The sequence below is a fragment of the Brevundimonas sp. genome, from assembly GCF_018608325.1.
Lineage (GTDB): Bacteria > Pseudomonadota > Alphaproteobacteria > Caulobacterales > Caulobacteraceae > Brevundimonas.
On the sequence record NZ_JABAZW010000107.1, the window covers coordinates 10,942 to 32,134 of the forward strand.

General features: G+C 64.7%; 26 protein-coding genes and 3 pseudogenes. 15 read left to right on the plus strand and 14 right to left on the minus strand.

What is annotated here, in order from left to right; genetic code table 11:
• Nucleotides 1–129, minus strand: a pseudogene (locus tag QZ281_RS18225) (phage tail protein); the annotation flags it as partial.
• A 66-nt stretch (nucleotides 130–195) separates the two neighbouring features.
• On the opposite strand from QZ281_RS18225, the pseudogene QZ281_RS10885 reads away from it, so the two are divergent.
• Nucleotides 196–417 (plus strand): annotated as a pseudogene (locus QZ281_RS10885) (alpha/beta hydrolase-fold protein); the annotation flags it as partial.
• A 56-nt stretch (nucleotides 418–473) separates the two neighbouring features.
• The gene (locus QZ281_RS10890; protein WP_292228270.1) at nucleotides 474–704 is read left to right on the plus strand and encodes a hypothetical protein; all 231 of its coding nucleotides are present in this window, start codon (nucleotides 474–476) and stop codon (nucleotides 702–704) included.
• Here QZ281_RS10890 and QZ281_RS10895 read toward each other — a convergent pair.
• Nucleotides 701–985 (minus strand): hypothetical protein, encoded by a 285-nt coding sequence (locus QZ281_RS10895; protein WP_292228271.1) that lies wholly within the window; start codon nucleotides 983–985, stop codon nucleotides 701–703. The two genes, QZ281_RS10890 and QZ281_RS10895, sit on opposite strands and share 4 nt — an antisense overlap.
• Before the next feature lie 156 nt (nucleotides 986–1,141).
• Here QZ281_RS10895 and QZ281_RS10900 point away from each other — a divergent pair, with 156 nt between their 5' ends.
• Nucleotides 1,142–1,753 (plus strand): superoxide dismutase, encoded by a 612-nt coding sequence (locus tag QZ281_RS10900; protein WP_292228273.1) that lies wholly within the window; start codon nucleotides 1,142–1,144, stop codon nucleotides 1,751–1,753.
• Nucleotides 1,754–1,813: 60 nt separating this feature from the next.
• Here QZ281_RS10900 and QZ281_RS10905 read toward each other — a convergent pair whose 3' ends face one another.
• Complete coding sequence (locus QZ281_RS10905) at nucleotides 1,814–2,035, minus strand: hypothetical protein (protein WP_292228276.1); 222 nt, start codon at nucleotides 2,033–2,035, stop codon at nucleotides 1,814–1,816.
• Nucleotides 2,036–2,315: 280 nt separating this feature from the next.
• On the opposite strand from QZ281_RS10905, the gene rpsD reads away from it, so the two are divergent.
• The 4 genes from rpsD (at nucleotide 2,316) to QZ281_RS10925 (ending at nucleotide 6,653) form a co-directional block, all read left to right on the plus strand.
• On the plus strand, nucleotides 2,316–2,933 hold the full coding sequence (gene rpsD / locus QZ281_RS10910; protein WP_292228278.1) for a 30S ribosomal protein S4: 618 nt from the start codon (nucleotides 2,316–2,318) through the stop codon (nucleotides 2,931–2,933).
• Nucleotides 2,934–3,126: 193 nt separating this feature from the next.
• Nucleotides 3,127–3,510 carry a hypothetical protein gene (locus QZ281_RS10915; protein ID WP_292228280.1) on the plus strand — a complete coding sequence of 128 codons (384 nt, stop codon included), beginning with the start codon at nucleotides 3,127–3,129 and terminating at the stop codon, nucleotides 3,508–3,510.
• 211 nt (nucleotides 3,511–3,721) lie between these two features.
• A complete protein-coding gene (locus QZ281_RS10920) occupies nucleotides 3,722–6,043 on the plus strand; it encodes an EAL domain-containing protein (protein ID WP_292228282.1) in 2,322 nt (773 codons plus the stop codon).
• 229 nt (nucleotides 6,044–6,272) lie between these two features.
• Entirely contained in the window at nucleotides 6,273–6,653 is a 381-nt protein-coding gene (locus QZ281_RS10925) for a hypothetical protein (protein WP_292228283.1), read from the plus strand.
• On the opposite strand, the gene QZ281_RS10930 is transcribed toward QZ281_RS10925, so the two are convergent.
• From QZ281_RS10930 to map, 7 genes are all read right to left on the minus strand, one after another.
• Entirely contained in the window at nucleotides 6,637–7,074 is a 438-nt protein-coding gene (locus QZ281_RS10930) for a thioesterase family protein (RefSeq protein WP_292228285.1), read from the minus strand. The two genes, QZ281_RS10925 and QZ281_RS10930, sit on opposite strands and share 17 nt — an antisense overlap.
• Entirely contained in the window at nucleotides 7,074–7,427 is a 354-nt protein-coding gene (gene grxD / locus QZ281_RS10935) for a Grx4 family monothiol glutaredoxin (protein WP_201100632.1), read from the minus strand. Before grxD ends, QZ281_RS10930 begins: the two co-directional genes overlap by 1 nt.
• 102 nt (nucleotides 7,428–7,529) lie before the next feature.
• Nucleotides 7,530–8,432: an aldo/keto reductase gene (locus tag QZ281_RS10940; protein ID WP_292228288.1), complete on the minus strand. Its 903-nt coding sequence runs from the start codon at nucleotides 8,430–8,432 to the stop codon at nucleotides 7,530–7,532.
• A gap of 3 nt (nucleotides 8,433–8,435) precedes the next feature.
• The gene (locus QZ281_RS10945) at nucleotides 8,436–8,684 is read right to left on the minus strand and encodes a BolA family transcriptional regulator (protein WP_292228290.1); all 249 of its coding nucleotides are present in this window, start codon (nucleotides 8,682–8,684) and stop codon (nucleotides 8,436–8,438) included.
• 58 nt (nucleotides 8,685–8,742) lie between these two features.
• Nucleotides 8,743–9,267 (minus strand): GNAT family N-acetyltransferase, encoded by a 525-nt coding sequence (locus QZ281_RS10950; protein ID WP_292228292.1) that lies wholly within the window; start codon nucleotides 9,265–9,267, stop codon nucleotides 8,743–8,745.
• Complete coding sequence (radC, locus tag QZ281_RS10955) at nucleotides 9,264–9,989, minus strand: DNA repair protein RadC (RefSeq protein ID WP_292228294.1); 726 nt, start codon at nucleotides 9,987–9,989, stop codon at nucleotides 9,264–9,266. The genes QZ281_RS10950 and radC overlap by 4 nt, the downstream gene beginning before the upstream one ends.
• 173 nt (nucleotides 9,990–10,162) lie before the next feature.
• Nucleotides 10,163–10,981: a type I methionyl aminopeptidase gene (gene map, locus QZ281_RS10960; RefSeq protein WP_292228296.1), complete on the minus strand. Its 819-nt coding sequence runs from the start codon at nucleotides 10,979–10,981 to the stop codon at nucleotides 10,163–10,165.
• A 518-nt stretch (nucleotides 10,982–11,499) separates the two neighbouring features.
• On the opposite strand from map, the gene QZ281_RS10965 reads away from it, so the two are divergent.
• A complete protein-coding gene (locus QZ281_RS10965; RefSeq protein WP_292228298.1) occupies nucleotides 11,500–12,864 on the plus strand; it encodes an outer membrane protein transport protein in 1,365 nt (454 codons plus the stop codon).
• A gap of 89 nt (nucleotides 12,865–12,953) precedes the next feature.
• On the opposite strand, the gene QZ281_RS10970 is transcribed toward QZ281_RS10965, so the two are convergent.
• On the minus strand, nucleotides 12,954–14,507 hold the full coding sequence (locus QZ281_RS10970) for a DEAD/DEAH box helicase (protein WP_292228300.1): 1,554 nt from the start codon (nucleotides 14,505–14,507) through the stop codon (nucleotides 12,954–12,956).
• A 330-nt stretch (nucleotides 14,508–14,837) separates the two neighbouring features.
• Between QZ281_RS10970 and QZ281_RS10975 the strand changes: the two genes are divergently transcribed.
• Nucleotides 14,838–15,314, plus strand: coding sequence for a hypothetical protein (locus QZ281_RS10975; protein ID WP_292228302.1), 477 nt, complete (start codon nucleotides 14,838–14,840; stop codon nucleotides 15,312–15,314).
• 27 nt (nucleotides 15,315–15,341) lie between these two features.
• Here QZ281_RS10975 and QZ281_RS10980 read toward each other — a convergent pair whose 3' ends face one another.
• Nucleotides 15,342–16,085, minus strand: a complete 744-nt coding sequence (locus QZ281_RS10980) for a glutaredoxin (RefSeq protein ID WP_292228304.1) — start codon at nucleotides 16,083–16,085, stop codon at nucleotides 15,342–15,344.
• A gap of 75 nt (nucleotides 16,086–16,160) precedes the next feature.
• Between QZ281_RS10980 and QZ281_RS10985 the strand changes: the two genes are divergently transcribed.
• Nucleotides 16,161–16,550, plus strand: coding sequence for a MerR family DNA-binding protein (locus QZ281_RS10985; protein ID WP_292228305.1), 390 nt, complete (start codon nucleotides 16,161–16,163; stop codon nucleotides 16,548–16,550).
• A gap of 184 nt (nucleotides 16,551–16,734) precedes the next feature.
• On the opposite strand, the gene QZ281_RS10990 is transcribed toward QZ281_RS10985, so the two are convergent.
• Complete coding sequence (locus QZ281_RS10990; RefSeq protein WP_292228307.1) at nucleotides 16,735–17,487, minus strand: SDR family NAD(P)-dependent oxidoreductase; 753 nt, start codon at nucleotides 17,485–17,487, stop codon at nucleotides 16,735–16,737.
• A 116-nt stretch (nucleotides 17,488–17,603) separates the two neighbouring features.
• Between QZ281_RS10990 and QZ281_RS10995 the strand changes: the two genes are divergently transcribed.
• From QZ281_RS10995 to QZ281_RS11010, 4 genes are all read left to right on the plus strand, one after another.
• Entirely contained in the window at nucleotides 17,604–18,008 is a 405-nt protein-coding gene (locus QZ281_RS10995; protein ID WP_292228308.1) for a helix-turn-helix domain-containing protein, read from the plus strand.
• A 101-nt stretch (nucleotides 18,009–18,109) separates the two neighbouring features.
• Nucleotides 18,110–18,634 (plus strand): MarR family transcriptional regulator, encoded by a 525-nt coding sequence (locus QZ281_RS11000; protein ID WP_292228310.1) that lies wholly within the window; start codon nucleotides 18,110–18,112, stop codon nucleotides 18,632–18,634.
• Nucleotides 18,635–18,691: 57 nt separating this feature from the next.
• Nucleotides 18,692–19,690, plus strand: coding sequence for a hypothetical protein (locus QZ281_RS11005; protein WP_292228312.1), 999 nt, complete (start codon nucleotides 18,692–18,694; stop codon nucleotides 19,688–19,690).
• 136 nt (nucleotides 19,691–19,826) lie between these two features.
• Entirely contained in the window at nucleotides 19,827–20,279 is a 453-nt protein-coding gene (locus QZ281_RS11010; protein ID WP_292228314.1) for a DUF4189 domain-containing protein, read from the plus strand.
• Between the two features lie 30 nt (nucleotides 20,280–20,309).
• Here QZ281_RS11010 and QZ281_RS11015 read toward each other — a convergent pair whose 3' ends face one another.
• Nucleotides 20,310–20,639 carry a DUF1491 family protein gene (locus tag QZ281_RS11015; RefSeq protein WP_292228316.1) on the minus strand — a complete coding sequence of 110 codons (330 nt, stop codon included), beginning with the start codon at nucleotides 20,637–20,639 and terminating at the stop codon, nucleotides 20,310–20,312.
• Between the two features lie 55 nt (nucleotides 20,640–20,694).
• Between QZ281_RS11015 and QZ281_RS11020 the strand changes: the two are divergent.
• A pseudogene (locus tag QZ281_RS11020) lies at nucleotides 20,695–21,193 on the plus strand (hypothetical protein); the annotation flags it as partial.

Consider the following 21,193-nt stretch of genomic DNA (forward strand, 5'->3'; position numbering starts at 1 on the left):
GCCGGTGCCCACGCGCAGGGCGAAGTCGGCGAAGTAGCGATCGGTGATGCGCTGGCGAAAGCCCAGGTCCTCCAGCGGGGGCACGGGCGTGTAGTCGTAGTCCAGCACCAGCTTGCCGGCCTTGAGCGTGGCGCGGACGGTGCTCTTGCTGGCGCGCATGCTGACGCGGATGCTGCGCTTGAGCTCGCCGCGGCGGGCGCCGCGCGTGGCGTATATGACGACATCCTGATCGATCAGGGCGACGCCGACAGCTTCCTGACCGATCAGTTGAAACCTGAACTGCTGCAGGCCGCCGCTGATGCTGCGGGCCAGAAGGTCACCATCCGGATGCAGCCGGGCTATGACCACTCCTATTTCTTCATGGCCAGCTTCATCGCCGACCATGTCGCCTTCCATGCCAAACGTCTGAAGGCCTGAGAGTCTTAAGGTCTGGTCGGCTGTCCCATCGCGCCCCTCGGTGATAGAGGGGCGTCATGACCTCTATCGACGCCTACGAACCGATGTTTTCCGCCCTGTGCCGCGAGGTGGGCTTCTGCCTGCACGAGAAGGGCCAGAAGCGGGTGATCGAGGCCCTGCCCAAGGGTCTGGACGCCGCCGTGCGCGCCGTCTTCGCCGCCGAGGGCGTGGACGAGCCCAATGCGCCGGGCGACCTGAAACGCGCCGTGCGCGACTGTCTCAAGTCGAACTTGCCGCCTGAGGCCTAATCGCCTGGCGCCTTGGGCGGAGCCGTCGTCGTGACGACTTCGCCGCTGGGCAGAGTGGTAGTGGTGGTCGAGACGGTCGTGCCATCGAGCGCGGTGGTGGTCGTCGTTGTTGTGGTCTTTTCCCACATCACGCAGTTGATGCTTGATCCGCCGTTGGCGGCGGATGCAGTGTTGCATCTTGCATTGGCGGCTGCTTCATCGGCTGCGCGCACAAAGCCCGAGGGGCCTGAGGTGCAGGCGCTGAGCAACAGGGCCGTCAGGATGGCGCAGGATCGCAACATGGAGCCCCTCTTCACAATTTCTGTCTGCACTGTGCCCGATCCAGCGTGGCGCACAAGCTGAGCATTTGAACGAAATCGGCTGCTAAACGCTTGGGTTCGGAGCCGTCCGCCCTTATCTGCACCCCATCGAACTTCTGTTGGAAAAAGGAACCTCCCATGGCCTTCACCCTGCCCCCGCTGCCCTATGCCTATGACGCGCTGGAGCCGGCCATCGACAAGGAGACGATGACCTTCCACCACGACAAGCATCACCAGACCTATGTCGACAACCTGAACAAGGCCGTCGACGCCGACGCCAGCCTGCAGGGCAAGTCGCTGGAAGAGCTGCTGGCCAACATCTCCAAGCTGCCCAAGGCTGTCCGCAACAACGGCGGCGGTCACTGGAACCACAGCCTGTTCTGGGAACTGCTGGCCCCGGCCGATCAGGCGGGCGAGCCTTCGGCTGAACTGGTCGCCAAGATCGACGCCGAACTGGGCGGCCTGGACAAGTTCAAGGCTGACTTCGACGCCGCCGGCGCCGGTCAGTTCGGTTCGGGCTGGGCCTGGCTGATCCTTCAGGACGGCAAGCTGAAGGTCACCTCGACCCCGAACCAGGACAACCCGCTGATGGACGTGGCTGAAGAGAAGGGCGCTGTCCTTCTGGCCGCCGACGTGTGGGAGCACGCCTACTACCTGAAGTATCAGAACCGCCGCGTTGACTACCTGAAGGCCTTCTGGTCGGTGGTGAACTGGAACAAGGTCAACGAACTGTACGAAGCCGCCAAGTAAGCGACGCCGTCAGAACGACCAGACGCCCGCCGGACCCTCCGGCGGGCGTTTTCGTTGCCGTCAGATATCGAAACTGGTTTCCTCGTTCAGCCTGTGGCGCAGGCGTTCGACGTGGTGCTGGCGCAGAGCGCGACGCTGACGCAGCAGTTCGTGAATGCCGTCGGCGAGCGACAACAGCTGCTGGTCGTTCAGCGGCTCGACCAGATCGACAAGCTGGGTTCGCAGATGATCGAAGCCGGCGTGGCTCAGTCCGACTGCGGGTGTGTCTCCGTTCGGTCGCATCAGATACTCCGGCTGGATGCATCGTCAGTCTGGCGGCGCAACAACAGGGCGCTCGGTCGTTAAGGCGCAGCTTGGCGTTCCGGTTCCCGGAAATCGTGCTTAACGCCCGCCGTGGCTGCCCACAGCTTGACTCTGCGGGCTGGTCTGGCCATAAGCGCCGCCTTCCACGCCTCCCGGTTCGCCGAGGGGCGGGTTGATGACGGAAGATGCGTGGACCGCCGTTGAGATCGCATTCCCAATCCAGGGGACGCCGGGCCGCATCGCGTGAAAAGAGAATAGAATGTCCAAGCGCCACAGCGCCAAGTACAAAATCGACCGCGCCATGGGCGAGAACCTGTGGGGCCGCGCCAAGTCGCCGGTCAACAAGCGTTCTTACGGCCCCGGTCAGCACGGTCAGCGTCGCAAGTCCAAGGTTTCGGACTTCGGTCTGCAACTGAAGGCCAAGCAGAAGCTGAAGGGCTACTACGGCAACATCACCGAGAAGCAATTCTCCAAGACCTACGAGGAAGCGACGCGTCGCAAGGGCAACACCTCGGAAAACCTGATCGGCCTGCTGGAATCGCGTCTGGACGCCGTCGTCTATCGCGCCAAGTTCGTCCCGACCGTCTGGGCTGCTCGCCAGTTCGTCAGCCACGGCCACGTGCTGGTCAACGGCAAGAAGGTCGACATCGGTTCGTACCGCGTGAAGCCGGAAGACGTCGTCTCCGTGAAGGAAAAGTCGCGCAACATGGCTCTGGTGCTCGAAGCCCAGCAGTCGTCGGAACGTGACGTGCCGGATTACCTGGAACTGTCGGACCGTTCGTTCGCCGTTCGTTATGTCCGCGTTCCGGAACTGTCGGACGTGCCGTACCCGGTGAAGATGGAACCGAACCTGGTCGTCGAATACTACGCTTCGTAATCTGCGAAGCCTTCGAAGATCATAAAAGACAGCGGCTTGCACATTCCGATGTGCCCCAGCCGTTCAAGAGTTTGAGTTTGGAGAAGGCCCCGGATTCGTTCGGGGCCTTTTCTGCTATTTCCGGCTGTTCCCTTATCGGGCGAACAGGCGCATTCTGAGGATGTTCAGGAAGATGGGAATGGGAGGCCGCCAGGTGAAGCGCGCCGTCATCGGACGCATGGCTCTGGCCGCGGCGATCGCGGCAGGCCTGTCGGGATGCGCCAGCCTCACGGCTCAGCCGACGGTTTCGACGGCGGGCATGCCGGGTGAACTGGAAGCCATCCACGCCGCCGCCTTCACACGTGACCAGGCGGTGTTCTGGGTCAGCTCCAACGGCTGCACGTCCAAGTCCGACCTGATCCCCATTGTCAGCATCCAGGGCGGAAACGCCGTCATCACCCTGCGCCGCATCGACGAAGACAAGTGTCACCAGAAGCTGGCCGAGGGTGTGCAGGTGAAGTGGTCGTTCGAGGAGCTGGGTCTGGCGCCCGGTTCGCCGGTCAGCGTCAACAACCCCTACCAACTGCCCCAGACCTGACACCCGACACAGTGTCCGACACGGCCGTCTGACAGGCGCTCGCCCCGTTTTTTAGGGGTATGTTATCCCTGTTCAGTGGGCGAATGATAAGCCTCTGCACCGTACAGACCTCGGCAGTGGTACCAGTCATGTCGAGTGTCTAATGCGTTTCTTCTCCTGTTTGGTTGAAGATCATAATCTGTGGCTTGTCGGCCTGGCCGCAGTCCTGTGTTTGTCGGGGTCATTGATCGTCGCGCGGCTGTTCCAGCGGCTGCGTCACTCGGAGAAGGGCGGGCGTCTGGCCTGGACCTTCATGGGGGCCGTCGCCACCGGCGCGACCATCTGGTGCACCCATTTCGTCGCCATGATCGCCTACGAGCCCGGCGTCGACGTCACCTATGAGCCAATGCTGACCGGCGTGTCCCTGGGCATCGCCATCTGCGGCAGCGCCCTGGCCCTGTGGTTCGGCTCGCGCCAGATGCGTTTCGCCGCGCCTGTCGGCGGGGCTCTGTTCGGTCTGGCCGTCACCCTGATGCACTATATCGGCATGGACGCCTTCGCCGCCGAGGCGGTGATCCACTGGTCGGCCGCCTATGTCGTGGCCTCCGTTGTCGGCGCCGTCTTCTTCGGCGCCCTGGCGTTCGAGGCGGCGCGTCGCGCAGGCCGCGCCGGATCGACCTGGCCTGCCGCCCTGTTGATGGTGGGCGGGATCGTGACCCTGCACTTCACCGGCATGGCCGCCATGACCATCATCCCGTTCGCCCCCAATGTCGGCGACATCACGGGACAGGAAGCCAATCTGGTCATGGCCTTCGCCGTGGCGGGCGTGGGTCTTCTGGTTCTGGGCACGGGCGTCTCCAGCCATGCGCTGGACCTTCAGTCGCGCTCTCAGGCCCGTCAGCGTCTGGCCCATCTGGTCGAGGGCAGCGTGGACGGCATGGTGGTGGAGCAGGGCGGGGTCATCCTGGCCGCCAACGCCGCCTTCGCCGATCTGGTCGGAGCCAAGCATGAGGCCCTGATTGGCGGGGATCTGTCCAAGTGGCTGCCGGAGCGCAACCAACTGGGCGTCGGCGTGCTGACGCAGTCGGCGCTGAATCTGGACGAAGGCCGTCTGGTCCCGGTCGAGGTCGCCGTACGTCGCGACGGCGGCGAAGCCAACACCGCGCCCCTGATGATCTACGCCGTGCGCGACCTGCGGGCGCGTCTGGCCCAGGAACGCCGCATCGCCCATCTGGCCCGCAACGACAGCCTGACGGGCCTGCCGAACCGCACCTCGTTCCTTGAGCTGCTGACCAAACAGACCGCAGACGCCGCCGTGCCGCACAAGGTGGCCCTGCTGGCCATCGACCTGGACCGCTTCAAGGAGGTCAACGACATCCACGGCCACGCCGCCGGGGACCAGCTTCTGGTGCGCATCGGCGAGCGGATGAAGGCCTGCCTCAAACCCGGCGAGTTCATTGCGCGTCTGGGCGGGGACGAGTTCGTCGCCGTCATGCAGATCAACCAGCGTGAGGACGCCCTGGGTCTGGCCGACCGCCTGCGCGTCGCCATCACCGAGCCTGTCGATCTGGGTCATGCTGATGTGGCGTGCGGCGCCAGCGTCGGCATCGCCCTCTGGCCCGATGATGCGACGGAGCCCTCGGCCCTGATCAATGACGCCGACCTGGCCATGTACCGGGCCAAGGCGTCGCTGACGACGGACGTCTGCTTCTATGGGGAAGAAATGGACAAGGCCGTGCGCGAGCGGCGCCGTCTGGTCCAGCAACTGCGTGAGGCCCTGGACCAGGACCAGTTCAGCCTGAACTGGCAGGTGCAGGCCTCGGCGGAAACCGGCGAAGTCACGGGCTACGAAGTGCTGCTGCGCTGGATCCAGCCGGACGGGACGTTCGTGTCTCCGGCCGAGTTCATCCCGCTGGCGGAGGAAAGTGGTCTGATCCTGCCGATCGGCGAATGGGTGCTGCGCAAGGCCTGCGCCGAGGCCGCCCTGTGGGAAGCGCCGTACAAGATCGCCGTCAATCTGTCGCCGATCCAGCTGGGCCATGTGGACCTGCCGCGTCTGGTGCATCAGATCCTGATGGAGACGGGGCTTGCGCCGCACCGTCTGGAGCTGGAGATCACCGAGACGGCCATGATCGCCGACCTGGACCGCACGACCCATATCCTGCGTCAGTTGAAGCTGCTGGGCGTCTCCATCGCCATGGACGACTTCGGCACCGGCTATTCGTCCCTGTCGACGCTGCGGGCCTTCCCGTTCGACAAGATCAAGCTGGACCGGTCCTTCATGTCCGAACTGGACGGCGGGCCTCAGTCAGCCGCCATCATCCGCGCTGTTCTGGCTCTGGGCGAAAGCCTGGACATCCCGGTGCTGGCCGAGGGCGTCGAGACGCTGGAGCAACTGAGCTTCCTGCGCGACCAGGGTTGCGACGAGGTGCAGGGCTATCTGCTGGGACGACCCAAGCCGGTCGCCGACAGTCAGCTTCAGGACGAGGCCCTGACCATGTGGAACGACGAGAAGCTGCTGTTCGTCGAAGAGGCGACGTCAGAGGCCGCCTGACAACCCTGCCTGTCCCTGACCTGTCATTTTGTTCACCTGCCTTGCTGATTTTTCACGTGTGTGGCGGACAAAGGCAGGTCAGTAAGGGGCAAGCTCTTTAGGGGATCACACCAATGCTTCGTCTCGCTCTCGCCATCGCCATCGCCGCCCCGCTGCTGTCGGGCTGCATCATCATCTCGACCGAAAAGCCCACGACACGCGTTGTTACGTCGTCGTCTGAGGCCAAGTGATGCGGGGCCTCAAGGTTCTGGCGCTGGCGGGTCTGCTGGCGCCGGCGCTCACGGCCTGTGTCATCTATGACAGCACGTCCAGCGACAACGTGCGGGTCAATGTCACGCGCCATGACGCCCCGGCCGCCGAGCCGGTTCGCGGCGCGCGGATCGACGATGGCGCTCTGGTCGTTCTGGTCACGTCCAACGGCTGCACCACCCAGGCGGACTTCGAGGTTTCGGTCGCTGACAACCGTCAGGCCGAGGTCACGGTGCGCCGGATCAAGGAAGACATCTGCCGCTCGCTGGTCGCGGTTCCCGACGTGGAGCTGCGCTGGACCTATGCGGACCTGGGCATCGAGGCGGGCAGCCCGGTGCGGATCATCAATCCGCTGAAGTAGCCTCGAACACCGTCAGCATCGACGGCGGTATGCGCTGCGGCCTCAGGGTCGCAGCGTCCACCAGCACCCATTCGGTGACGCCCTGGGCGCAGACCTTGCCCTCGGCGTTCTCGATGCGGACATAGCGGTTGAAGCGCGGGCCGTGCGGCTCGCCGACCCAGGTGCGGGCGACGACGCCCATGGCGCCCGGCTCGATCCCGCGCAGATAATCGATCTCGTGCCGGGTCGCGACCCATGACCATTTCGCGCGATCTTCCTCGGAAAACCGCGCGTTCCAGTGCGCCGTGCCGGCGTCCTGCAGCCAGCCGACATAGACCACGTTGTTCACATGGCCGTTGCCGTCGATATGCTCGGGCAGAACTTCAAGCGGCAGGACGAAGACCTCGCGGTCCTCGCGCGGGGTCAGGGTCTGGCGGGCCATCAGGCCTCGCCCAGAGCCACGCCCTTCTCGACCATCAGGGCCTGAAGTTCGCCTGCCTGGAACATCTCGCGCACGATGTCCGAACCGCCGACGAACTCGCCCTTCACATAGAGCTGCGGAATGGTGGGCCAGTCGGTGAAGCTCTTGATGCCTTCGCGCAGGCTCTCGTCCTGAAGCACGTCGACGCCGACGAACGACGCGCCGACATGGTCCAGAATCTGAACCGCCAGGGAGGAGAAGCCACAGCGCGGCTGGTCCGGCGTGCCCTTCATGAACAACACGACGTCGTGCTGCGCGACAGTGTCGGCGATGAAGGCGTGGACGGGGTCAGCGGCTTGAACGGTGTCGGTCACGGATATTGGCCTTTCGTGAAGCCCGTCAGCTAGGGAGGCGAAGGCTCCGGGTCAAGCACTGCGCGGCGTCGCGTCGCGCGTGCTGACCCTAACGTGATGGTCTCAGGCCGCGTTGGGCTGAACCCCGGCCATCTCGATCTGGGCCGCAAGGCCCGGCGGCATGTCGCGTTCGGGCGTCTCGGCCAGGGTTTTCAGCCGGTCCTTGTCCTTGGCGCGGACGATGACGCTGGCGATCGACGGGTCGATCAGGGCGTAGGTCAGGCTGATCGTCTCAGCAGTCCATTTCGGCGTGTTGCAGAGGAAATGATAGGGATCGGCGGTTCCCTTCACGCGCGGTTCCGCGCCGATGCCGAAGAAGCCGCGCTTGCGGGGCGGGGCCTTGGAGGCGTCGCGGTCAGGCGAGCGGCGGTCGCGGAAATAGTCATAGACGAAGATCGCCATGTCCTGTTCGCGCGCGGCGCGGACGCGGTTGCGGATCTTCCAGTCCGAATGGATGTTGTAGGGCGTCATCAGCACGTCGAAGGCGCCGGTCGAGACATAGGCGTCCATGACCTCGCCTTCGCCCGCAACACCCAGCAGCTTGATGCGGCCCGAGGCGCGCAGACCCTTCAGGGCGGTCAGGGATGACTGCTGCAACTCATGTTCGCCCGGCTCCTGCAGCACGGCGACGTCGATCCAACCCAGGCCCGAGAAATGCAGCACCTGATCGATGGCGCTGGTCATGCCCTCGGCGGAGAAATCGCGCGGCGCATTGCGGCCTTCGCCCGCACCCAGGTTCAGGCTGACGCAGACCAGGTCGCGATTGACGTGGGACAGGGCCTCGCCCAGCACCTCGGCGGTGACGGGATCGGGCGCTTCCAGCCGATAGGAGTTGATGCCCGCTTCCAGCGCCGAATACAGCAGGTCCAGCGTGGCGTCGCGCCCGCCCGACAGGGTGTCGGTGCCGATCGAGAAGGTCAGGTTCGAAACTGCGGCGCCCGCTGCGCCGAACGGACGATAACGCATGGATCAGGTTCCCTGGGCCGTCTGTGGGGCGGAGGTCTCCAGCGCCAGGGCATGCAGTTCGCCGCCCATCTGACCCTTCAGGGCCGCATAGACCAACTGATGCTGTTTCACGCGCGACAGGCCCGCAAAGGCGCCGGAAACAATGCGCGCACGATAGTGGTCGCCGTCACCGGCCAGATCCTCGATGGCGATCTCTGCGTCAGGGAAGGCCTCGACCAGATGCTGGCGCAGGGTTTCGACGGGCATGGGCATGGGAAAGCACTCGTGAGACGTTCACGCTCCAGCCTGCCTTATAAACCTTAATGGCTGACTACGGGGGCGTGCAGGGGCGTTCGAACAGCCGCACCAGATGGTCGCTATAGGTCGTCTCGGCATAGGGCTGATAGCCGACACGGGCGGCCAGTTTCAGCGAAGGCAGGTTGTCGGGCGCGATCATGCAGACGGTGCGCGCGGCGCCCAGTGTCCGGTCCGCCCAGGCCAGGGCGGCGGTCAGGGCCTCTGCGGCGTAACCCTGGCCCTGAAAGGCCGGATCGACGCCCCATCCCAGTTCGGGCGCATCAAAAGCGGGCGTCATCTCGCGCCGGTAGTTCAGCACCCCCACGCTGCCCAGATAGTCGCCTGCATCCTTCAGCCGGATCGACCAGTTGCCGTGGCCCAGCGCGGCCCAGTGGCCGATGTCGCGCAGCACCCGGAACCAGACCTCTTCTTCCGACAGGGCGCGGCCCATGATGAAGCGCGTGAAGTCGGTCTTGCGCCACAGGGCGGCGATCTCGGTGAAGTCATCCAGCCCGACCGGGGTCAGGATCAGCCGTTCCGTGCTCAGCGTCGTCGTCACATCAGTCCCAGTTGCTTCAGGCTGGCCACCCCGTCGCGGCCGACGACCAGATGGTCATGCACCTCGACGTTAAGGGCGCGGCCTGCCAGCACAACCTGTTTCGTCATCTCCACATCGGCGCGGCTGGGCGTGGGGTCGCCGGACGGGTGATTGTGCACAAGGATCAGGGCGCTGGACGACAGCTCCAGCGCGCGGCGCACCACTTCGCGCGGATAGACGGGGGCGTGATCGACCGTGCCGCGGTTCTGCACCTCGTCCAGGATCAGCTGGTTCTTCTTGTCCAGATACAGCACCCGAAACTGCTCGCGCGGCTCGTGCTGCAGGGCGACCCGAACATAGGCCAGCAGGGCGCTCCACGACGAAATCACCGGCCGTTTTGCTGTCGGCTCGCGCGCGATCCGGCGTGTCACGTCAAAGATCAGCTGCAGGTCCAGCGCCACCGCCCGCGTCGCCTTGCCCGGCGCATAGCCCAGCGACCGCGCGACACTGTCCTCAACCGCCTCATGACTGGCTGCGCCGATCCCCTCCAGCCCGCCGAAACGCGCCAGCAGGTCTTTGGCCAGCGGCTTGGTGTCCTTGTACGGCACGCTGCGGAACAGCAGCAGTTCCAGCAGCTCATAGTCGGGCAGGGCGCCCAGTCCCCCCTTGGCCGCCCGCTCGCGCAGCCGGTCGCGATGGCCGTTGTGACGCGGCGTGGTCTTGGCGGGAAGTTCGTCGGTCATGCGCCGGCAGGATCGGTCGATCCGGCGGCTGGCGCAAGTGCAGCGTGTGTACGCGCCAACCGCTTCGATTTAACCGACGTTCAGCTTACCGCCGTCATTCCGGGTTCGTCCTTCGGACGCCTCGGAATGACGAGCTGGAAGTTAGGCCCGCCGACTATCGATTGGACCTGGAGTCAGTTCGGGCGGAACAGGCCCTTGGGCGAGGCGGTGAAGATCTCCAGCCCGTCTTCGGTCACGCCGATGGTGTGTTCGCACTGGGCCGACAGGGACTTGTCGCGGGTCACGGCGGTCCAGCCGTCGGACAGCACCTTCACCTGCGGCTTGCCCAGGTTCACCATCGGTTCGACGGTGAAGAACATGCCTGCCTTCAGCACGGCGCCGTCGCCCTTGCGGCCGTAGTGCAGGACGTTGGGGCTGTCGTGGAAGACGCGGCCGATGCCGTGGCCGCAGAAGTCGCGCACCACGCTCATGCGCTGGGCCTCGACGAACTTCTGGATGGCGAAGCCGATGTCGCCGAACGTGTTGCCCGGCTTGACCTGCGCCAGACCCAGGTCCAGCGATTCATAGGTGATGTCGATCAGGCGTTTGGCGCGGGCGTTGATCTCGCCCACCGCATACATGCGGCTTGAATCGCCGTGCCAGCCATCGACGATGACCGTGTGGTCGATGTTGACGATGTCGCCTTCCTTCAGAACCTTGTCGCCGGGAATGCCGTGGCAGACGACGTGGTTGATCGAGGTGCAGACGGTCTTCTCATAGCCCTTGTAGCCCAGGCAGGCGGGCAGGCCGCCGTTGTCCAGGGTGAACTCGCGCACCAGATCGTCGATCTGGCCCGTGGTCACGCCCGGCTGGACGTGGGGGATGATCATGTCCAGCGCCTCGGCGACCAGACGTCCGGCCTTGCGCATGCCCTCGAAATCCTCGGGCGTATGGATGCGGATGCTGCTGGAACGGACCAGGACGTCGGTTTCCAGTTCGGGCGTTTCGTACATAGGGATCGGTCTGCAAAAGGCTGGCGGCAAAAAGCCTGGGCGGGGCGAAATCCGTCCGCCCGAGATGGTCCCTATAGCACAAAACCTCAAGTCCCGGTTCTGGATTCGGGCGTCGCGGCGGCTGAGGGGCGCATTGTTCCGCAATCGGCGCAGACCTGAGCCCGCAGTTCTCAACCGTGCGCCATTGAGCGTGAACCAGTGTCGCGGCTTCGACACAGTCGAACAGCTTCATGTTTCGACCTGTCAGGCGGCGTTGATAGGCGCCTGACCTGCATGGAACGCCAAAACTCGCTGATTTGCCGCAAAAATATTCCGATAATAACGTTATCCGTCGCACTGATCTTGCCCTGGCGGAAGCTCTCGAAGGCGTGATCGTGTGCGGCTTTCGCGCCACTGTTTCGCCCGCTTCCGGTCCGATGGGGGCCTTGCCTGCAACGTTTTCATGACGGGAACGCTTTGTTGGCTCCTCCCCCGATCGTCCCGCTGATCAGGCGGGCGACGCTAATTAGGTGTATGAAATGAACCCCAGGAACATCGCCCGTGTTGGCGGACTGGCCCTGACGACCGCCCTGCTGGTCGGCGTCTCTGCCCCGGCCATGGCCGGCTCCTTCTATCTTCAAGAACAATCGACCCGCGGCGCTGGACGCGCCTATTCCGGCGAAGGCGCCGACACCGGCGTGCAGTCGCTGTGGTGGAACCCCGCCGCCATCGCCCGCAGCGGCCGTCAGGCCTATGTCGGCGTCCATGGTCTGATCCTGGACTCCAGCGTCGATGACCGCGGCTCGACCATCAACTACAACCTGCCTGCGCCCACCCCGCCGTTCCCGGCTGGGACCATCCTGTCGGGTTCGACGCCGGTCGGGGGCAACCCGCATGTGCATGACGTGGTCGAAAGCGGACTGGTGCCGAACTTCGCCATCGCCCAGCCGATCGGCGACCGCTTCACGGTCGGTCTGGCGGTTCAGGCCCCCTATAACTTCACCACCAAGTACGAAGCCAACGACTTCGCCCGTTACGACGCCATGACGTCGGAACTGCGCTCGGCCAACGTCGGCGTGGTGCTGGCCGCCAAGGTCACAGACTGGCTGGACGTGGGCGTCGGCTTTGACGCCCAGTATGTGAAGGCCAAGCTGACCTCGGCCATGCCGAACATCCCGACTGTGGCGGGCGTGGCGCCGGTGGTTCTGATCCCCGCGGCGACGGACGGCTTCAACTCGCTGGAAGGCGACGGCTGGGATTACGGCTGGAACGTCGGCGCCCAGGCGCACTTCAACAAGCTGGACCTGGGTCTGTCGTACCGCTCCAAGATCGAGCATGATCTGGACGGCGACATCAACATCTCGGGCCTGACGGGTCCGCTGGCTGTGGCCAATGTCGCCGCCAACGGCAACGCCAACTTCAACACGCCGTGGTTCGCCACCCTGTCGGGTCGCTATCACGTCAATGAAAAGCTGACCCTGAACGCCCAGGTCAACCGCATCGGCTGGAGCGAGTTCGACGCCATCCGCGTGCACTACAACACCACCGACAGCGCCATCGTCCAGAACTACAAGGACGTGACCACGGGTGCGATCGGCTTCGACTACGCCGTTGATCCGACCATGACGGTGCGCGGCGGCATCGGCTATGACCCGACCCCGACCCGTGACGGCCAACGCACCGCCCGCATCCCGGACGGCGACCGCATGCTGTATTCGGCGGGTCTGTCCAAGACGATGGGTTCGGTGACCTTCGACGGCGCCGTGACCTATATCGACATCGACAAGAGCAAGGTCGTCGAGACCCGCGACGTCTATGGCAATGGTCTGGCCATCTCCAACATCCTGGCCGAGTCGAGCGGTTCGGGCGTCGGCTTCTCGGTGGGCGCGACCTGGAACTTCTAAGGTCCGCAGCCATCGGTTGACATGAGAACGGCGGCTCCTTTGCCGTTTTTTATTGCCGTCCCCGACAGGCGGGGGAGGAGGCGTTCACATCAGCCCTTAGCGGCGCTGTAGCCCTTGCCGCCATTCGACGGGCGGCGGCGGGGGCGGCGCTTCATTTCGCCCTCGGGACGCGGCTCGGACTGACGGTTGTCAGACTGGCGGGGTTCGCGCGGCGTGATCTTTTCGCCAGCCATCGGGTTGTAGGTCTTTTCAGGACGCGGAGCCGCAGCCTCGCCGCCGGGGCGGTTGCGGCGTTGACGGTGGGGCTGGCCGCCGCCTTCCGGACGGACGCCTTCACGATGGGGCGCGCGGTTGCGACCGCCACGACCGCCACGGCCGCCTTCGTTGCGCTCGCCGCCTTCACGTTCCGGCATGGTCGCCTTCTTGGCCACGCCAGCGGACATGATCGAGGCGTCCAGAGCCGCCAGTTGCTTGTCGTTGCGGCGATCCGCAGCCGGGATCTTCTGGCGGGTGACCTTTTCGATGTCGCGCAGCAGCTTCATCTCGTCGCCAGCCACGAAGCTGACGGCGGTGCCGTCCTTGCCTGCGCGGGCCGTACGACCGATGCGGTGGACATAGGATTCCGGCACGTGCGGCAGTTCGAAGTTCACGACGTGCGAGACGCCGTCCACGTCGATGCCGCGCGCGGCGATGTCGGTGGCGACCAGAACGCGCAGCTTGCCCTTCTTGAAGGCCTCCAGCGTGCGTTCACGTTGTGGCTGGGACTTGTTGCCGTGGATCGCGCCGGCTTCGACGCCGCCGGTTTCCAGATAGGCGGCAACCTTGTCGGCGCCGTGCTTGGTCTTGGTGAAGACCAGGCAGCGCTTGTATTCCGGGTCGCTGAACATTTCGGTCAGCAGGGCGCGCTTCTTGCCCTGTTCGATATAGACGACCGACTGGCTGATGCGCTGGACGGTGGTCGATTGCGGCGTGACCTGAACCTTGACCGGGTCTTTCAGCAGTTCGCCCGCCAGCTTGCCGATCTCGGATGGCATGGTCGCCGAGAAGAACAGGTTCTGACGTTTGGCCGGGATGCGGCTGACGATCTGGCGGATCGGCTTGATGAAGCCCAGGTCCAGCATCTGGTCGGCTTCGTCCAGCACGAAGATTTCGGTCGAGGACAGGTCAAGGTTCTTTTGCTGGATGTGGTCCAGCAGGCGGCCCGGAGCGGCGACCAGGATGTCCAGACCCTGTTGCAGGGCGCGTTCCTGACCGCCGTATTTCACGCCGCCGAAGATCACGGCGACGCGGAAGCCCAGGTGTGCACCGTAAGCCTTGAAGCTGTCGCCGATCTGGGTCGCCAGTTCACGCGTGGGCGACAGGACCAGCACGCGCGTGGTGCGCGGCTTGGGGGCGATGCGGTTTTCGGCCAGGCGATGCAGGATCGGCAGGGCGAAGGCGGCGGTCTTGCCGGTGCCGGTCTGGGCGATGCCCAGCAGGTCCTTGCCGGCCATGACGTCGGGGATGGACTTTTCCTGGATCGGCGTGGGCTTGGTGTAGCCGGTCGCAGTCAGGGCCTGAAGAAGGGCCTTGTTCAGGCCCATGGATTCGAATGTGGTGCTCACAGCAGTGTCTTTCGCGTGCGGCAGGGCGCTTTCAGCCATGGCATGACGCCGTCGGGCCGCGCACCGCCAGTCCCGACGGGGCCTCGGGGGTGAGGCCTGCGGGGTGGATCGGGCGCCGCCCCGCGTGTCCGGGCAGCGAATGAACTTGAGGAACCGGCGACTTCTACAGACAGGCCCGGGGAGGGACCCACACGCGCTGGAGACGCCGGAGATCGCGATTGTGCGATGCGGCGCAAATGGGCGCAAAGCGACGCGAAGTCAAGAACGGCGCCTTTGCAGGCGGCCGCGACTGTGACCGACAGTCGCAAAAATGGAACATCCGGTCGATGCAGACGCTCCCTTTACCTGTAACGGAAACGGAGAAATCGCATGGCCATAAGCCACGAAGAGCGCGCTCTGGACTCAGGTGAGCGCGAACTGGTCGCCCAGAGCCGGGACATCGCCAACCTGTCTCAGGCCCAGCTGACCGATCTGCAGAAGCGGCTGCGCGCCCGGCGTGACCGGGTTCAGCGTATGATCCGCACACGAACCCGCAACACTGCAACGCCGGGACTGGACGCAGGCGCGCGCCAGAAGAAGGCCCTGCTGGCCGAGGCTGTGAAACGGGTGACGGATGAGGTTCACGCCCGCCGTGACGCCGCCAAGCGCTCGCCTGCCGAAACCGCGACCCAACATCTGGCCGAAGCCGTCCAGCGCAAGGCCGAGAACCCCAGCTGGCGCGGGCCGGAAGACGTGACCGCCAATACCGGACCGGCGGAAACGCCCAACACCAAGATCGCCCCGTCCGGCGCCCTTCACGCCGAAGGGATGCGGGCCGTCATCGCGCGCTCGACCGGTGACAGATAAGCGCGCGACGGGCAGGGACGGATGGCCTCAGCCCCAGGCCATCCAGCCCATCCAGACGGCCATGGCCACCATCATCAGGTTCTCGGTCAGGGACAGGAAGCCCAGCGGCACATTGCTGTCGCCGCCGACGCAGGCGCATTTCAGTTCGCGCTTCTGGATATAGACGGCCTTGAACACCGACCATGCGCCGATTGAGCCAGCGACGATGGCCGCCGGAACCGACAGCCAGTTCAGCACGCCCGCGATCATCAGCACGCCCGCGCCCAGTTCGATGAAGGGATAGATGTAGGCGTAGGGCAGCCAGCGCTTGGCCAGCACATCATAGCCCAGGAACATGGTGGCGAACCCGTCCAGATCACGCAGCTTCAGCATGGCCAGCGCCGCCATTGAAAAGGCGATGAACCATTCGGGCGTGCGCATGGTCAGCAGGGTTCCGCCCGCATAACTGGCGGCGATAGCCATCAGGGCGGTGACGGCGAAGACGACCAGAACAGGGGTGTAGGTCTTCTTGTCCTTATCCTTGACCGGCTTGCCCAGGAACCGGCGCAGGTCGTCGTAGCCCCCGACCCGCTGGCCGTCGATGAAGGTTTGGGGCGTGGTCTTGACGTCATGCTGGGCCTTGAAGGCGTCGACCTGTTCGCGCGTCGTCAGCCAGCGATCCTCGACCTTGTAGCCTTCGCTTTTCAGCAGATAGAGGGCGCGCAGGCCCCACGGACAGGTGTGCTTTTCCATGACCATACGGTGCAGGACGGCGGTCTTTTGGGCGGGCATCAGGGCTTCCTTGGACTTTGCATCATCAGCGTCTGAACCCCATGTGGGGTGCGGACCATGGTACGGAGTCAAGGCATGACCACGACGATTGCAGGATTAGCCCGCGCGGGCGGCGTCGGCGTCGAGACGGTGCGCTATTATCAGCGCCGCGATCTGATGCCCAAACCAGACGGCGACGGCGGCGTGCGCCGTTATGGAGAGCCAGAGGTCCGCCGCCTGCGCTTCATCCGCGCGGCGCAGGGGGCGGGGTTCACTCTGGACCAGATCGGCGAACTGCTGGCGCTGGACGCCGGTCACGACCACGACCGGGCGCGCGCCCTGGCCCAGGCCCGGATCGCCGATCTGGACGTCAAGATCGCCGAGCTTCAGGCCGCCCGGGCCTCGCTGCAGAAGCTGGCGAAACGCTGCGGCGAGAACCACGCCGGACCCTGTCCGATCCTGACGGCGTTTGAGGGGACGATATAATCGATGCTCAGCCCCCAAGCGTCATTCCGGGGCGTCCTTAGGACGAACCCGGAACCCAGGGGGCGCGCATCCGCCCTCGAATGCGTCCAGTGGTGTGAACGTGGCCCTGGGTTCCGGGTTCTTCGCTCCGCTCCGCCCCGGAATGACGAAGCAAGAGGTCGGGTTCTTGAATGTCGGATTGGACCTAGTGCGCGCCGTTCAGGCGTTCGAACACCGCCTGATAGTCGTTCAGCTCCGCGAACCGCAGCGGCTTGACCCGTTCGACCAGGATCTCGCCGCGCGGCGTGTCGCCCCGCTCGATCAGGCCGATGACTTCCGCCGTATAGTCGGCCAACGGCATGGAGTGGGGATCGTCCGCATGACCCGGCATCAGGTCCGTGGCCACGGCGGGCGGCGCCAGTTCCAGCACCTCGACCGAGGTGTCGGCCAACTGGTGACGCAGCGACTGGCTCCACGAATGGATGGCCGCCTTGGTCGCATTATAGGTCGGCGTCGCCGTCAGGGGGATGAAGGCCAGCCCGGATGTCACGGTCATCACGGTCGATGCTTCCTGCGCCCGCAGGTGCGGCAGCAGGGCGGCGGTCAGGCGGATGGGGCCCAGCAGATTGGTGGTGATGGTGGTCTCGACCGTATCCAGATCGAACGGTTCGGCCTTCAGATCTTCGGCCAGCATGACGCCCGCATTGTTGACGACCACGTTCAGGGCCGGGTGATCCCTGACCACCTGTGCGGCGAAGGCGCGGATGGCGGCGGGGTCGGCGATGTCCAGCGTCGCCCATGCCATGCCGGGATTGGCGGCGGCGACCTCGACCAGCGGGGCTTGGCGGCGGCCGGTGATGATGACCTGATTGCCGCGTACGTGCAGGGCCTCGGCCAGGGCGCGGCCGATGCCGGTGCCGCCGCCGGTGATCAGGATGGTGTTGCCGGTGATGTTCATGATCGGGCTCCGTTTCGAACGCGTGCATTCGCGTTGAAACCCAGTTATGACGGACGCTCTCTTGTGGAAAGTAGGCACTTCAAACTGCCATACTTACCGAATGGAAAGATTAAGCCATGACGGGCTCCGCCGCCGCGAAAATCGCTCATCCTGAAACCGGCCAGACCGCCGACCCGCGCGTCGAGGCCCTGGTCACCGAGGTGATCGGCCGGGTCGCGGACAAATGGACCATGCTGATACTGGAGGTTCTGGCCGAACATGGCGAGACCCGCTTCACCCAACTGGGGCGGCTGGTCGAGGGCGTCAGCCAGAAGATGCTGACCCAGACCCTGCGTCAGATGGAGCGCGACGGTCTGGTCGTCCGCACCGTCCACCCCGTCATCCCGCCCAAGGTCGAATACCGCCTGACCGACCTGGGCTTCACCCTGGCCGAAGCCTTCTGCGGCGTCTGGCTATGGGCCGAAAAGAACATCGACCGCATCGAAACAGCGCGCGCCGAATTCGATGCGCGCAAGGGGTGAGGTCGCCCGAAGCCTGTCTTGACTTATGACAATCGCTGTCGTTTATTTCTGTCATGACAGAAATAAACGACAGGTCGCTGCCTCTGGCCGTTGAGCAGATCGTGCTCCGCTGGGGCGATCTTGGCGGCCAATGGGGAGTGAACCGTTCGGTGGCCCAGATTCAGGCCCTGCTTTATCTGAGCGAAAAGCCGCTGACGGCGGAGGAGATCGCCGTCACCCTGGGCCTCGCACGGTCCAACGTCTCCAACAGTCTCAAAGAGTTGCAGGCCTGGAAACTGATCCACCGGGTTCCGGTTCTGGGCGACAGGCGCGACCACTATCAAGCCGAAACCGATCTTTGGCAGATGGCCACCAAGGTCGCCCAGGGACGCAAGGCGCGCGAGATCGACCCCATGGTCGCCGCCATCAATGACGCCGTGGCGGGCGTTGACGGCCAGGCGTCGGACATCAGCCCGGAGGTCAGGGCGCGCCTGAAGCGGATGCATGTCTTCGTGAACACAGTCGATGACTGGTACCAGCAGATGCTCGACGTCCCGCCTGACACCCTGATGCGGCTGATGCGCATGGGCTCCAAGGTCGTCGGCCTGCTCAAGTTCGTGGGCGTCAAGGACCGCGGCGGCGGGTGAAAATTTGCCCCGTGATTTCTCTTTTTACAGAAACAACAGACAGGAACTGAGGGTGTCATGAGCGAACAAGAGGCATCGACCACCAAGGGTCGTCACCGTCTGCGTCACCGTCTCCTGTCGGGGTTCGCTCTCGCGCTTACCATTGCACTCAGCGCATTCGTGTTGTTCTCGGCCTCGCAGGCGGGGTCGATCTGGTTCGCCAGCATCTGGTTCCTGGCCCTGTTGCCTGCGGTGCTGTGCGCGTTGATCTGTTACATCGGCGACCCGGATCGAACCCGATCTGCGAGCTTCTACTGGCTGGTTCCATTGACGCTCTGTGGCATTGTCTGTCTGGCGTCAGTGTTCGTCCTGCATGAGGGCGTGATCTGCCTGATCATGGTGGCCCCGATCTGGCTGGCCAGCGGTTGGATAGGCGCGTTCCTGATGCGCTCGCAGCGCAATCGTCGCGGGCGGGCGCTCGAAAGCAGCTTCCTGATCATCCCCCTGGTGGCGGCGATCGTCGAAGCGCAGATTCCTGTCCCGCACGAGACGGTCACGCTGACGCGAAGCGTCGTTGTAAGGGCGGCGCCCGAAGACATCTGGCGCTACGCCGTCTCCAGCCGCGACATTGGTGCTGACGAGGGGCGCTGGACCATAACCCACAACATCATCGGGATGCCTCGCCCCAGGGAATCCACCGTGGACGGCGCGGGCGTGGGAACAGTGCGGACGGCCCATTGGGGCGACCACATCAACTTTGAAGAGCGGATCGTGGACTGGCAGCCGGGCCGCAAGCTGGGCTGGGCGTTCAACTTCACCAATAGTTCGGTTCAGGACTATACCGACAAGCATATTTCGCCAGACGGCGTCTTCCTGAAGATCGACTCTGGCGACTACGTCCTGCGTCCGATCTCACCTGACATGACCGAAGTGACCCTGACGACCCGCTACGTGGCCAAGACGCACGTCAATCCTTATGCCAGACTTTGGGGCGAGCTCATGATGGGCGACATTCAGGATAATGTGCTGACGATCATCAAGGACCGGGCCGAACGTGACGCCGCAGTCTCTGGATAGCAGGGTGTGCGGATCTGTATTGGGCAGTGTCTTGGGAGACTGTTGACTAAATCGATTGATGTCGTTCTCTTTTCTGTCTGCTGAAATGAGAAAACGGCGTCAGTCGCCGTCAGCGAACTGTAGCAGGAGCGAAAGTATGAAGATCAGTTTGGCGACCGCCTTTTCACTAACGGCGCTGATCTTTTGCGCGGCGCCGGCGGGGGCTCAGCAGCCGGGGACGGCGGCTTACAACAACGTCTTTCTTCCTGCGCACGGCGTTGGCGACACCAGAAGCAGCGGGAGCGGCGGCGGCCGTTGGGGCGCGGTGGCGGCGGCAGGTGTTGTGTCGGGCGCGTGGGTGAACGCATCTGATCGGCAAGTGGCCGAAGACGGCGCCCTGCAGGATTGCATAGACAACGGCGGGGGCGATGATTGCGCCCTGGTCACCTCATACCAAAGTCCTTGCGTCGCCGTGGCGAGCATCAATTCCGGTGAGAGCTATCCATGGGCTGCGGGGACCACGATGAGCCAGGTCCGATCCATGGTGCGAAGCCGCTGCGCCCGCAGCAATGCGAGCTGTGAAATCATCTATCAGTATTGCGAGCGGTAGGCGGGACGGGACGCGCGGGCGCGGCGGCGACTACTCCGCCACCTTCTCCGTGATGAAGTGCCGACCCTGCCGGTCTTCGATTTCGACGACCCAGAGGTCGGGGTCATAGCCGCGTTGGCGGGCGATGTAGGCGTCCAGTTCGCTTTCGCTCTCGCTGGTCACCGGCTGGATCCACAGGCGGTCGCCGTCCTGACCAAAGGCTTCGGTGTACAGCTTCGCCGTGCGGGTCGAGGTGTCGTAGGCCTTGACGATGACCGATCCGGCGCGGTCGTCGCCCTTCTTGACCACGGTGGCGTAGGCGCCTTCGAGTTGGGCGCGGCGGATCAGGGCGCTGACCCACAGGTCGCTGGAAAGAAGCAATTTGCTAACCCTGCTCGAACACGGAACCCAAACGACGCGCCGCTAGGGTGGAGGCATGAGGATAGGTCTTTCACCCCGGCGAATCCAAGCCCTGATCTGCGCCGTGCTGGCGACGGCGGCGCCGGTCAGCGCCATGGCCGGGGTTTTCGACCCCTATTATGAGCGCAGCTTCGTTCTGGCCGCCAATGAGCGGTGCAGTCTGTTCCAGCCCCAGTTGACCGCCGCCCTGAACGCCGCCGCCTGGCAGGCGCGGGGTGCGGCCCTGCGCGCCGGGGCCAATGACCGCGAGGTCGCCGAGACGGCGGCGCGTGCGCGTGCGCGGGCGGCCTCGACCGCCTGTGAATCCGATGATCTGAAGACCGTCAGCGGCCGGGTCGAAAACGCTTTTGCAGGCCTGTCGCGCACGGCCCGCATGACCTTTCCGGGCGAGCGCGCCAGCTGGAGCGCCGACCGCTCCGCCTATGCCCGCCCGACGTGGCGGCTGATGCAGGCGACCACGACCGGGGCCTCGCCCGTGCGGTTCGGTGTCGTCGGCGGGCTGGATCGGCCCGATC